Here is a 12,745-nt window from a genome sequence, read left to right as displayed (position 1 = left end):
TTTAATGTTTAAAAGAAGGTCATTTATTTTATTAAGTATGTTGTTGGCTTTATCGTTAATTTTAGTAGCTTGTTCAGGGGAAAAATCATCTGAAGGGTCTTCATCAAAAGGCAATTCAGGTGCAAAGAAAGATCTAGTTGTAGCTGTAAGCGCTAACTTTGTAACATTAGATCCGCATGATTCTAATAATACACTTGATAACTCTGTCCAAAAAACAATGATGGAAGGATTATTAGGTTTTGACAAGGATATGAAAGTAATTCCTAAGTTAGCAGAAAGCTATGAGGCAAATGAAGATGCTACTGAATTTACATTTAAGCTTAGACAAGGTGTTAAATTCCAAGATGGTACTGATTTCAATGCAGATGCTGTAAAAGTGAATTTTGACCGTATATCTAATCCAGACAACGCTCTAAAAAGATACAGTCTGTTTTCTAATATTAAAGAAACTACTGTTATAGATGATTACACTGTTAAATTTACTTTAAAAGAATCCTTTGCTGCAATGATTAATAATTTTGCACATCCATCGGCAATGATTCATAGCCCGAAATCTCTAGAAGAAAAGAAAAAGGAAGTTAGTAAAGGACCTGTAGGAACGGGGCCGTACGAGTTCGTTTCTTGGGACTCAAGCGATATTATTAAAGTGAAAAAATTCGATGGCTATTGGAATGCTGAGGGGCCAAAAGCAGATTCTATAACATTTAAGCCAGTTCCTGAAAATGGTGCAAGAACAGCTATGATTCAAACTGGTGAGGCAGATTTTGTTTATCCAGTACCAACGGAGCAAATAGACTCACTAAAGAATTCTGACGTGACTGTTGAAAATAACCCTTCCATCGTTGTGAACTATTTATCTATGAACGTGAAGAAAAAACCATTTGATGATATTCGAGTAAGACAAGCATTAAATTATGCTATTGATAAAGAAGCGTTGATCCAAGTTGTATACAACGGTTATGCAAGCCAAGCTACGTCTGTAATCGGAAAACAAGTAAAATTCTACTCAGAGCAAGAGCCATTTGCTTATGATGTAGAAAAAGCAAAAGCTTTACTAAAAGAGGCTGGATTAGAAAAAGGTTTTAAAACTAAAGTATGGGCGACGAATTCATCAAATTATATTAAAGCAATGGAATTTATCCAACAATCTTTAGCAGAATTGAAAATTGATCTAGAGGTAGTACCTATGGAAAGCGGTACTTTAGACAGTTCGCTTTGGTCAGTAGATAAACCTGAGGATTCTAAGGTGGAATTATACTTCGGCGGATGGTCACCATCTACAGGTGAAGCAGATTGGGGAATTCGACCATTGTTAGGAGGAGATTCATTCCCTCCGAATTCTTATAATATTTCTTACTATTCAAATGACAAGGTTAATAAATTGTTAAAAGATGCTCTAGCAACATCTGATGAGGGAGCACGTACAAAAGCATATAACGAAATTCAGAGCACGATATGGAATGAAGTTCCTTGGGTAGCAGTATCTAATCCAGATACGATTTTTGCGAAGAAAAAGAACATTAACGGAATGGTATTACTACCAGATGGTTCATTATCTATCGATCAATTAACAATCGAATAATGAGTCAAATTAAGCGCTATATAAACTAAATATAGCGCTTAATTATTCAATTTGCTGTTAGAGGAGATGATCATTAATGCTTCAATATTTGCTTCGAAGGTTGTTAGGAATGATACCTATATTGTTTATTGTTACGATCATCGTTTTTTTATTTGTACATTTGATTCCTGGAGATGCCGCCCGATTAGTAGCAGGACCTGATGCAAATAAAGAAACAATTGAATTGGTTCGGAAGGATTTAGGTTTAGATAAGCCAATACATGAACAATATTTTACATTTATAGGTAATTTACTTAAAGGTGATCTTGGAACTTCATTAAAGACTCATAAACCCGTTTTTGACGAATTAGCAGGTAGATTTATACCTACTTTTTGGTTAACTTTTTGGAGCATGTTATGGGCATGTATTGTAGGTATTTTGATAGGAATAGTATCTGCAGTTAAAAGAAACAAGTGGCAAGATTATACGGGCATGTTGATAGCAGTTGTAGGAATTTCAATTCCTTCTTTCTGGCTAGGATTACTTTTAATGCAATTATTCTCTGTTAAATTGGGTTGGTTACCTACAGGGGGATTAGAGGATTGGCGAGGATATATTCTTCCTTCTATTACGCTTGGAACAGGGGTTGCCGCTATAATTGCCCGATTCTCTAGGTCTTCATTAATGGATGTCCTAAAAGAAGACTATATTAGAACAGGACGAGCTAAAGGATTTGCAGAAAGTAGCCTTGTAAAAAGGCATGCAATAAAAAATGCGATGATTCCAGTCATAACAATGACGGGATTACAATTTGGATTTTTACTGGGGGGCTCAGTTGTTACAGAAACTGTTTTCAGCTTCCCAGGTTTAGGAAGGTTATTAATAGATGCAATAGCAACACGGGATTATCCTATTATCCAAGCTGAAATCTTATTATTTTCGGTAGAGTTTATACTTATTAACTTAGTTGTGGACTTAATGTATGGATTTTTAAACCCACAAATTCGTTACTCTTAAGGAGGCGAAAAAATGCAAAAAACAAAAGAATTAGAAATTATGGCAGAAGTATTACCGCAATCATATGAAAAGACAGTAGGAAAATCGCCTGCAAAAGAGTTTTGGAAAAAATTTAAAAAGCAAAAGTTAGCACTTATAGCAGGTGTATTTATTATTTTTTTAATAGTTATTTCGATTATTGGCCCTTTTATAGCGCCGTTTGATTTTGCCAAAGCTGATTATAAGCAGACTTTGCAAGGACCATCTTGGGATCATTGGGCTGGAACTGATGCATTTGGACGAGATATATTTAGCAGGATTATTGTAGGTACAAAAATTTCATTATTAGTAGGATTTACTTCTGTATTCGCTGGAGCAGTAATAGGAACCATTTTAGGCCTTATTAGCGGTTTTTATGGGAAGTGGATAGATAGCATCATTATGAGATTTTGTGATGTACTCTTTGCATTTCCTGGAATCTTATTGGCGATTGGTATTATCGCTATTTTAGGGCCTGGTTTAGAAAATGTTGTTGTTGCAGTAGCAATTTTCACAATTCCAATGTTTGCTAGGATCGTTCGAAGTAATACTTTAATGCTTAAATCATCACTGTATGTTGAGGCTACCAAATCATTAGGGGCAAAAAACTTTAGAATCATTTGGCGTCACATATTCCCAGGTGCTATTTCTAGCATTATTGTATATTTTACAATGCGTTTAGGAACCTCCATTTTAACAGCAGCAAGCTTAAGCTTTTTAGGACTGGGTGCACAACCACCTTCACCAGAATGGGGAGCTATGCTAAGTGCAGGACGAGATTATTTAGGTTCCGCGCCACATATTACAATCTTTCCAGGGATGGCAATTATGTTAACTGTACTTGCCTTTAATTTATTTGGTGATGGTTTGCGTGATGCGTTAGATCCGAAAATCAAAGATTAGAAAGGAGTTACCTTGATGGTTAGTAAATTACTTGAGGTTACAGATTTAGAAACGCATTTTATCAGTGACGATGCAACTGTTAAAGCTGTAGATAATGTTTCTTTTTATATTAATAATGCTGAAACACTAGGTATTGTAGGCGAATCTGGCTGTGGTAAAAGTGTGACTTCCTTATCCATAATGCGTTTACTTAAAAATACTCCGGGGAAGATTGTTGGGGGGGAAATTACATTTCTGGATCAAAGTTTGTTGAATTTATCAGAAAAAGAAATGCGAGCGGTAAGAGGAAATCAAATCGCAATGATATTCCAAGAACCTATGACCTCATTAAATCCAGTATACAAAATTGGTAGACAAATAGAAGAAGGTATTCGTCTACACTTGAAGTTGGATAAGGCAGCTGCAAAAGCACGTGCTTTGGAAATGCTAGAATTAGTAGGAATTCCAAGGGCAAAAGATATTTTAAATGAATATCCTTATCAACTTTCAGGTGGTATGAGGCAAAGGGTTATGATTGCAATGGCAATGTCTTGTGTACCAAAGCTATTAATAGCTGATGAACCTACAACAGCTCTTGATGTGACAATTCAAGCTCAAATTTTAGATTTAATGAGAGATTTAAGAAAAAATAGTGATACGTCTATCTTGATGATTACACATGATTTAGGTGTTGTTGCTGAAATGTGCGATCGAGTCATTGTAATGTATGCTGGACAAATTGTAGAAGAGGCAAGTGTTTTAGAACTATTTGAAAATCCACAACACCCTTATACTAAGGGATTGATTAATTCAATACCCAAACTAGGAAACTATACTGAAAAGCTAGATTCTATTCCTGGCAATGTACCTACTCCTGAAAATATGCCAACAGGATGTAGATTTGCTCCGCGATGCAGTTTTGTAATGAAGCGGTGTTTAGGAGAGGCCCCAATGCTGAAGGTAGTTCAAGAAAATCATTCTTGTCGCTGCTGGTTAAACGAGGTGGAAAAGAATGACTGACATTTTATTGGAAGTAAAGAATCTTAAAAAGCACTTTGTGCAAAATAAAGGCTTTCTAAAAGGGAAAAAGAGTGTTGTTAAAGCGGTAGATGGTGTTGATTTCTTTATATATAAAGGAGAGACTTTAGGAATAGTAGGAGAGAGTGGATGTGGAAAATCTACTACAGGTAAGATGATTATGCAATTATTGGAGCCTACGGAAGGTGAAGTTTTCTTCGAGGGTGCGGATATAGTAAAAATGCCTCCAAATGACATTCGCCATTTACGAAAAGAATTTCAAATGATATTTCAAGATCCATATGCCTCATTAAATCCCGGTATGAAAGTTAGAGAAATTTTACGTGAACCTTTCATCATTCATGGCTATAACAGAAAAGACATAGATACTAAAGTAACTGAGTTATTAAAAGTTGTTGGATTAAATACTTATCATGCTGACAGATACCCACATGAATTTAGTGGAGGACAAAGACAAAGGATTGGTATAGCTAGGGCACTTGCACTCAATCCAAAGCTAATTGTAGCAGATGAGCCTGTTTCAGCTCTAGATGTATCGATTCAATCACAAATATTAAACTTAATGAAAGATTTACAAAAGAGTTTTAACCTGACGTATCTTTTTATTGCCCATGATTTAAGTGTTGTAGAACATATAAGTGACCGTATTGCAGTAATGTATTTAGGGAATATAGTAGAATTAGCAGATAAACAAAGCTTATATAAGGAACCATTACACCCTTATACACAAGCCCTATTATCAGCTATACCTGTACCAAATCCAAAAGTGAAAAAAGAAAGAATTATATTAAAGGGAGATATTCCTAGCCCAGCAAATCCACCTAAAGGTTGTGTGTTCCATACAAGATGTCCACTTGTAATGGAATCATGCAAAACTATAAATCCTCAACTTAAAGAGATAGAAAGCAATCATTTTGTTGCCTGCCATTTGTATAACAAATAAGTATTTTTGCCAAATAATGAAGATGGAAAAATAATACCCCCCTATTAATAGGGGGGTATTATTTTATTAGAATTGAAGTTTGGATTAATCCTCAAACAACTCATCCATCAAATCAGCTACTTCTTCTTGCAATTGTTTTTTTCCTTCTAAATCGATTATTATCTCTCCATTTTCAAACAGTAATACATCTCCTATGTGAACACCTTTAGGTAATTGCGTAAGAAAAAAATCTTTCATACCATTTGGAAATTCAACAACAGCAATGTCTCCTTCAAAATGATCAATGATTCCTCTCTTCATGCTGAGTCACTCCTTTAATATAGAGTAAAAACATACAAAATAATTTTTAGGCTTATTTTTGATAATCAATAAAGTAAGTATCATATGACTCTTTAAAAATGTATCCGAGCTTTTGTGCTAATTTAAGAGATTCTATATTAGCACCATCCCAACTAGGATATATTCCTCTGCTAAGACAATCTAATATCAAGGCAGAAGCTGTTATTGTTGCTAAGCCTTTTCTTGTATGATCAGGGTGTGTAGCAACTTCAATTTCAATACCATCATCATAAATGCTAAATGATGTGGCCCCACATACGGCTTTCCCTTCATTTAAAATAGCAAATCCTACGCCTCTATCTATAAAGTCTTCTATAGAATTAAACTGACTTATAAAGTCTTCAGAAAGTTCATGAAGAGATGGTTCATTCACTATGGTCTCATCTATTTTTTTAAGTTCATAACCTTCAGGTAGTATAGATATTAAGTTCTTTATATAGTTCATGTCTAGATGTTCAGGAACCTTTTCAAATCTATATCGTTGGAATTTTTCTATAGAGCCGTTATGTACTTTTTCAATTAGTATTTTCCACTCATCAGAATTAACGATTGCAAGTGTATACTCAGGCAAATTGAATAATAGTTCTTCAGCTTCCTTTGTATTAGGATTTCCAGCATAAAATACAAAAATCCCCACCGTTATTTGTGCTACTTTTGGATTTTCAAGGTCGTCTACCCAAGCAGTACCCATATGTCCTTGCAGACATGAAAGAATTATAGTGCTATCCAAATTTTCGAACATTGGTACTAACTTTTTTCTTACATCGATATCAGCTTCATAAATCATTCAATTCCTACTTTCTCTACAAAATAATGTAAAATACCTTTTTTATCAATATTATCATTATTTTTCCATTTGCAAGTACGTTTTAGAAAAATAAACATATATAGTATTGAACTTTTAACTGAAATTGTAGAGAAAATGAATAATAAAATGTCACTTTAGCAGAGAATTGTAAAGGACATATAAATGATAAAGTACTGGCAGTTCGTTATAATAAATTTAATGGAATGCCATACAGAAAGAATGTGATAATATGAATCGCAAAATAGTAGGGTCCATTGTTGTGTTCATTGGTATACTAATTATATCAGGGAAGTTTTTCTTTCATAATTTTGAGTATAGTGAAGCGTTATCTTGGGGGGGATTAGCGCTGACGATATTAGGTGCGATATTAATAAGTGAGAAAAAAACTTAAAGGGGAGTCAGTAATGGAATCTTTGTTTGTTCAAAATATTTTAGGGATAGATAAGCCAATCGTGCAAGCACCGATGGCTGGAGTGACGACGCCTGAATTTGTAGCAGCAAGTGCAAATGCAGGTATTTTAGGTTCTATTGGTGCTGGATATTTAACTGCAGAAGCGACTAGAAATTGTATTCGAGAAGTAAAATCTTTGACTGACAAATCTTTTTCAGTAAATTTGTTTGTACCCGAACAAGTGGATATTTCGGAAGAACAGATTGCACATGCGTACGAGGCATTAAAGCCGTTTCAACAAGAACTTGGGTTATCGGGAGAAAAGGTAGTGTTATCTTTAAGTGAGTTCGCGGAGCAGGTAAAAGTTGTCGTTGATGAGGGTGTGAAAATTTGCTCTTTTACTTTTGGAATACCAGATCAAGAAACAATATCCTATTTACATAAACATGAGACTTATTGCATTGGTACTGCTACGAATGTAGAGGAAGCAATTGCGGTGGAACAAGCAGGATTAGATGCTGTTGTTTTACAAGGTGGCGAAGCAGGTGGTCATCGTGGGACGTTTTTAGAGCCCCTTACGTTAATTCCAACAATGGAGTTACTTAAAAATACAATCGGCAAAATAAAGATACCCATTATTACTGCTGGGGGTATTATGACAAAACATCAGATGCTTGAATTCCTTGATGAAGGAGCAGCAGCTATTCAGATTGGGACGGCGTTATTAGCAACTGAGGAAAGTGGCGCACATCCACTACATAAAGAAGCGATTTTACAATCAGAAAAAGATGTTACAGCTTTAACTACCGCCTTTTCAGGGAAAGCTGCTAGAGGAATTGTAAATGATTTTATGACTTACATGGCAAATCAACCGATTGCTCCTTATCCAGTTCAAAATGATTTAACCAAGGAATTACGTAAAGTAGCAGGTGAGCAAGGGAAAGCAGAATATCTATCAATGTGGGCTGGAGAAAATCTGAATTTGGCCAAGCCCGGGACGGTAGCGGATATTGTACATCATTTTATAAGTGAAGACTATTGATTTAGGTTAATTATTAGGCGTGCTACATATTTGTAGTGCGCCTTTCGTTTAATGAATTGTTGAATTTTCATAGAAAACTAGAGCAGTTAATGGTTGAACTTTACGTTAACGTCAATGATATACTGCTTCTAAGTTCTTGTTAGGATGGTGGCGCTATTGAGGACAATTACAGATATTGCAAAAGAATTCGATGTAACGACACGGACAATTCGCTATTATGAGGAACTAGGTTTATTGTCTCCACAACGGACAGATGCAAAAAAAAGAATTTACACAAATTCGGATTATGCAAAGATAAAGCTAATTTTCAGAGGTAAGAGATACGGGTTTTCACTCGATGAGATCAAAGAAATGGTTTTACTATTTGACAAGGATAGAACAGGTAAGAAACAACTTGAAAGAACAGTTGCATATGGAAAATTAAAAATGGCTGAAATCGATGAAAAAATGAGGGAGCTACAGGAAATTCGAGATGAATTGGAAACTATGCATCTTGATTTTACTGAAAAATTAAATAATTTAAAAAGGGGCAGTTATATTGAATAGTTCACAATTATTAACGCGCAATGCAAGGAAGTATCCACAAGGGGAAGCTGTTGTGAGTCAAGGCAAGCGAGTCAATTTCAAAGAATTAAATCGACTAGTTAATCAATTTGCTAATGCTTTACAAGAGAAGCAAATTAAACAGGGAGATAAAGTTGTCTTATTTATGCCGAACGTTGTGGAATTTATGATTAGCTATTTTGCAGTACAGCGTCTAGGAGCTGTAATTGTACCAATCAATGCAAAGTTTTCCATAAAAGAAGTGGAATATATTGTTGAACATTCAGATGCAACAGCCTTCATTGCTCATGAGCTTTTATTTCCTGAAGTCGAAAAGCTACAAAACCCAGGGTTACTAATAAAAACTGGGGCTGAAGAAGATGGATGGTTAAGCTTTGAGCAATTAGTAGCTACTAGTAATGATAACGAAATAAATTGTTCTTTAACAGAAGATGATGAATCAACTATACTCTATACTTCTGGCACGACTGGAAATCCAAAGGGTGTGCTATTCAGTTATCGAAATATATTAACAGTTGCCCAGATGATTTGTGTAGAAATGGAGATGAAGCCAGAGAGCAGGTTACTCCTTATGATGCCACTTAGTCACTCTGCTCCCTTACATTTATTTTTAATGGCTGGAATGATTGTTGGAGCAACAGCGGTATTAACACCAACTTTCACACCAGATCTTTTCATCGATACGGTTGTTGAAGAGAAGACGACGCATTTCTTTGGAGCACCGGTTGCATATCTATTAACAGCACAAAATCCAAAGTTAAGTGATGCTGACCTTTCTTCAATGAAATGGTGGGTATATGGTGGTGCACCAGTATCTAAAAAAGAAGTAGAGTTCATACAGCAGACTTTTAAAACTGACAATTTGGTATGTGTATATGGTTTAACAGAAGCAGGGCCAAGTGGTTCGATTTTATTGGCACATGAACATGAAAATAAGGCAGGGAGCATAGGACACCGTGCACCGCTCCATACAGAACTACGTATAGTTAACGATCTTGGTGAGGATGTAGAAGTAGGGGAAGTAGGTGAAATTGTTCTATTAGGTGAAGGTAATATGCTAGGTTACTATAAAAATGAAGAGGCAACTAAAGCAGCATTTATAGGTGACTGGTTGAAAACTGGCGACTTAGCTAAATTTGATGAAGAAGGGTACATTTGGGTTGTTGATAGAAAAAAAGATTTAATTATTTCAGGTGGGGTTAATATTTATCCTAAAGAAATTGAAGAACAAATATTGCAATATGCTGGTATTCATGAAGTTGCAGTAGTAGGAGTGCCTCATCCTGAATGGGGGGAAACTGTAAAAGCTGTATTTGCTTCAGCTGAAAAAGTCGATGTAGAACATTTAAATTCTTATTTAACTGAGCATTTAGCTAAATTTAAAGTACCGAGATTATTTGAACAAGTCGAAGCATTACCAAGAAATGCATCAGGAAAAATATTAAAACAGCCTTTAAGAAATGTAGGTGTAGTTCAATGAAAGTATTACAAGATGTAACAGAGCAAACAGCACGAAACTTCTTTCATGATAATCAAACTTTACAACTTATATTAGAAAAAACATTAGATGCAGATTTTTTAGACTTTGCGAATCGAGAATTAACCGTTTTTGGTGAATTATGTGCTAACGACATAGACTTACGTGCAAAACATACTGATCGTGAAGGCGAACCAAAATTGAAACGCTATGATAAATATGGTGAAGAGGTTTCTGAGGTATGGGTTAATGATGGCTATAAAAAAACAATACAGGAAACTTATGATACGGGGATTGTAGGCTATGTGCATAAGGAGATTCCTGCGCTTGGAGTGAAAGGGAATTACACATATAGCTTTGCACAAGGCTATTTATTAGCCCATGCTGAGCCGGGCTTTTATTGTCCTGTCACTTTAACAATGGCTACAGCTTATTTATTAGACCATTATGCAGATGAAGAATTAAAAGAACGTTTTTTAACACCTGTTTGTTCTACAGGGGAAGGTCCATTATTTGAAGGGGCTACGTTTTTAACAGAAAGACAAGGTGGTTCAGACGTTGGTGCCAATGTTGTTAAAGCAATAAAGGAAGGTAACAACTACCGATTATACGGTGAAAAATATTTCGCATCGAACGCAGGAATGTGCGGAGTTGCTATGGTGCTTGCACGTATTGAAGGGGCACCAGGAGGTTCGAAAGGGTTAACGTTATTTGCAGTACCTTGGCGTAAGGATAACGGCGAAATCAATCATTTACGTGTGCGCCGTCTGAAAGATAAACTAGGTGTTAGGGCAGTACCTTCAGGTGAAGTAGAATTTGATGGAGCTGAAGCTTTTGTTGTTGGTGATCCTACTAGAGGTTTCTACTATATGATGGAAGCTTTAAATCTCTCACGGATTTGTAATGCGGTTGCATCTATTGGCATTATGCGCAGAGCATTACTTGAGGCAAAAGAATATGCAACCCGTAGAAATGCATTTGGCAAGAGATTGGCCGATTTTCCAATGGTACAAGATACATTAAGTAAGCTCGCAGCAACACTTCATGTAGAAGTAGCAACCGTGTTTGATTTGATTGGACTGTATGAAAAAGTAACAGCGGGTGAAGCTACTGAACAAGAAGTGATATTGAATCGTTTGTATATCGCTATTATGAAAAAGGAAACAGCCGAGCAAGCAATTCATTTTGCGCACGAAGCAATTGAGATGCATGGTGGAAATGGCTACATTGAGGATTTTGTGACACCAAGATTATTACGTGATGCCCAAGTTCTTACAGTTTGGGAAGGGACTGCGAATATTCTAGGATTAGAATTAATTCGTCTTGTAAATAAATACTCAGCACATATTGTGTTCACGGATGTTATGAAAGAACGGCTAAAGAAAATTACAAATAATGAGCAAAAACAAATTGTCATTAATCAGCTAAAAATATTAACAGAAGAACTTTCTAAATTTGCAAATTTAGACGCCGATTTACAAAGTTTTGAGGCGAAAAAATTAGCTAAGAAAATGGCGCATGTTTATGAAAGTATAGTAGCAATCGAATGGGCAGAAAAACATGGTGGACGATATGAGAAACTTGCTGAAGTGTATTTAGATGAGGTGTGGTCTTTAAGGGAAATAGGAGACCCGATGAAAACAGTGCAATATTTTGAAGAGATTGTATAAAGGAATTGGGACTGTCTAATAGGTCCCTAAAATAAATTCCCCAAAGAAAAACGTACTGTTTTTCTTTGGGGAATTTTCGTTTTTACTATTTTCATTAAACGGTGGGCAATTGTTACAATGTTGAACTTAGTCATTTACTCCTTTTTACGAGAAAGGAGATTTTTTTGTATTTAAGATTGAAGAGATAGGACTACTCTCAAAATTAAGTGTGATTTCTCTAACAATACTAATTAAACAGTTAATAACAGCATTTCATAGATTAATAACTTACAAATGCATTCATATTCTCCTTAGAGGGACTATATATTGATTTGTTAAAAGCGAATTTTTGTAGGAGGAAAAGAATTGAGTGTTGAAAGGTTTGAAATAGCTCTTGTTTAAAGGTAAGTATACAGTGGTTTTTCTATATGTGGAATAAATGTAATTATATGATAATATCAAATTGGAGTGAAATACATTTTTAAAGGGGAAATCCAATTGAAAAATTTAATTATCGGTGGCGTGATTCTCATTGAAAACTATTCAAAAGATGTATGAGCATTTAAATTGGGCTAATCAGCGTATTCTTGAAACATTACAAAGTATTGGAGATGAAAATCAAGATGTATTCCGTTTATTTTCCCATATTCTATTAGCAGAAAAAGTTTGGATAACTAGATTACAAGGATTGGACAGTTCAATGGACAGTTCACGACTGCCTATCTGGTCAGATGTCGATATAGAAGTCTGTACAGAACTTGTTATTCAAAATGAAGAGAGCTTAACTACGTTTCTTACTAATTTAGCAAATACTGACCTAGATAAATTAATATCCTACTCGAACAGTAAAGGAAAAGAGTTTAAGAATTCAGTAAGGGATGTTTTAACTCATATAGCATTGCATGGTCAGTATCATCGAGGACAGATTAACTCACGACTTCGAGCAGAAGGTATAGAACCAGTTAATATTGATTTTATTAGATTTGTGAGATAGGGATTTCAAATTAGTCTTTTT

Annotated in this window: 12 protein-coding genes; 10 read left to right on the top strand and 2 right to left on the bottom strand. The window is 35.3% G+C overall.

Translation table 11 applies throughout. From position 1 onward, the window contains the following. Positions 1-4: 4 nt before the first annotated feature. From MHH85_RS14190 to MHH85_RS14170, 5 genes are all read left to right on the top strand, one after another. Positions 5-1,582, top strand: a complete 1,578-nt coding sequence (locus tag MHH85_RS14190) for a glutathione ABC transporter substrate-binding protein (RefSeq protein WP_340707552.1) — start codon at positions 5-7, stop codon at positions 1,580-1,582. A gap of 76 nt (positions 1,583-1,658) precedes the next feature. Beyond that, entirely contained in the window at positions 1,659-2,579 is a 921-nt protein-coding gene (gsiC, locus tag MHH85_RS14185) for a glutathione ABC transporter permease GsiC (protein WP_340707551.1), read from the top strand. A gap of 39 nt (positions 2,580-2,618) precedes the next feature. After that, on the top strand, positions 2,619-3,500 hold the full coding sequence (locus MHH85_RS14180) for an ABC transporter permease subunit (RefSeq protein ID WP_340708177.1): 882 nt from the start codon (positions 2,619-2,621) through the stop codon (positions 3,498-3,500). A gap of 15 nt (positions 3,501-3,515) precedes the next feature. Beyond that, positions 3,516-4,499, top strand: coding sequence for an ABC transporter ATP-binding protein (locus MHH85_RS14175; RefSeq protein ID WP_340707550.1), 984 nt, complete (start codon positions 3,516-3,518; stop codon positions 4,497-4,499). After that, positions 4,492-5,460 (top strand): ABC transporter ATP-binding protein, encoded by a 969-nt coding sequence (locus tag MHH85_RS14170; protein ID WP_340707549.1) that lies wholly within the window; start codon positions 4,492-4,494, stop codon positions 5,458-5,460. The genes MHH85_RS14175 and MHH85_RS14170 overlap by 8 nt, the downstream gene beginning before the upstream one ends. An 84-nt stretch (positions 5,461-5,544) precedes the next feature. Here the strand turns inward: MHH85_RS14170 and MHH85_RS14165 are convergent, their stop codons facing one another. After that, positions 5,545-5,760 carry a DUF3006 domain-containing protein gene (locus MHH85_RS14165; protein ID WP_340707548.1) on the bottom strand — a complete coding sequence of 72 codons (216 nt, stop codon included), beginning with the start codon at positions 5,758-5,760 and terminating at the stop codon, positions 5,545-5,547. Positions 5,761-5,812: 52 nt separating this feature from the next. Further along, on the bottom strand, positions 5,813-6,586 hold the full coding sequence (locus MHH85_RS14160; protein WP_340707547.1) for a GNAT family N-acetyltransferase: 774 nt from the start codon (positions 6,584-6,586) through the stop codon (positions 5,813-5,815). Positions 6,587-7,011: 425 nt separating this feature from the next. Here MHH85_RS14160 and MHH85_RS14155 point away from each other — a divergent pair, with 425 nt between their 5' ends. From MHH85_RS14155 to MHH85_RS14135, 5 genes are all read left to right on the top strand, one after another. Then, entirely contained in the window at positions 7,012-8,040 is a 1,029-nt protein-coding gene (locus MHH85_RS14155; RefSeq protein ID WP_340707546.1) for an NAD(P)H-dependent flavin oxidoreductase, read from the top strand. A gap of 156 nt (positions 8,041-8,196) precedes the next feature. Further along, a complete protein-coding gene (locus MHH85_RS14150) occupies positions 8,197-8,586 on the top strand; it encodes a MerR family transcriptional regulator (protein ID WP_340707545.1) in 390 nt (129 codons plus the stop codon). After that, the gene (locus MHH85_RS14145) at positions 8,579-10,084 is read left to right on the top strand and encodes a class I adenylate-forming enzyme family protein (protein ID WP_340707544.1); all 1,506 of its coding nucleotides are present in this window, start codon (positions 8,579-8,581) and stop codon (positions 10,082-10,084) included. Before MHH85_RS14150 ends, MHH85_RS14145 begins: the two co-directional genes overlap by 8 nt. Continuing rightward, entirely contained in the window at positions 10,081-11,751 is a 1,671-nt protein-coding gene (locus MHH85_RS14140; protein WP_340707543.1) for an acyl-CoA dehydrogenase family protein, read from the top strand. Before MHH85_RS14145 ends, MHH85_RS14140 begins: the two co-directional genes overlap by 4 nt. Positions 11,752-12,262: 511 nt before the next feature. Next, a complete protein-coding gene (locus MHH85_RS14135; RefSeq protein ID WP_340707542.1) occupies positions 12,263-12,724 on the top strand; it encodes a DinB family protein in 462 nt (153 codons plus the stop codon). Positions 12,725-12,745: the final 21 nt, after the last annotated feature.

It is taken from the genome of Viridibacillus sp. FSL E2-0187, assembly GCF_038006425.1.
GTDB lineage: Bacteria > Bacillota > Bacilli > Bacillales_A > Planococcaceae > Viridibacillus > Viridibacillus arvi.
This window is presented reverse-complemented; position numbering and strand designations above follow the sequence as displayed.

Bases quoted from the DNA above. Each gene is read 5' to 3' on its own strand.
- MHH85_RS14190 (WP_340707552.1), top strand. From the start codon at position 5: ATGTTTAAAAGAAGGTCATTTATTTTATTAAGTATGTTGTTGGCTTTA.
- gsiC (WP_340707551.1), top strand. From the start codon at position 1,659: ATGCTTCAATATTTGCTTCGAAGGTTGTTAGGAATGATACCTATATTG.
- MHH85_RS14180 (WP_340708177.1), top strand. From the start codon at position 2,619: ATGGCAGAAGTATTACCGCAATCATATGAAAAGACAGTAGGAAAATCG.
- MHH85_RS14175 (WP_340707550.1), top strand. From the start codon at position 3,516: ATGGTTAGTAAATTACTTGAGGTTACAGATTTAGAAACGCATTTTATC.
- MHH85_RS14170 (WP_340707549.1), top strand. From the start codon at position 4,492: ATGACTGACATTTTATTGGAAGTAAAGAATCTTAAAAAGCACTTTGTG.
- MHH85_RS14165 (WP_340707548.1), bottom strand. From the start codon at position 5,760: ATGAAGAGAGGAATCATTGATCATTTTGAAGGAGACATTGCTGTTGTT.
- MHH85_RS14160 (WP_340707547.1), bottom strand. From the start codon at position 6,586: ATGATTTATGAAGCTGATATCGATGTAAGAAAAAAGTTAGTACCAATG.
- MHH85_RS14155 (WP_340707546.1), top strand. From the start codon at position 7,012: ATGGAATCTTTGTTTGTTCAAAATATTTTAGGGATAGATAAGCCAATC.
- MHH85_RS14140 (WP_340707543.1), top strand. From the start codon at position 10,081: ATGAAAGTATTACAAGATGTAACAGAGCAAACAGCACGAAACTTCTTT.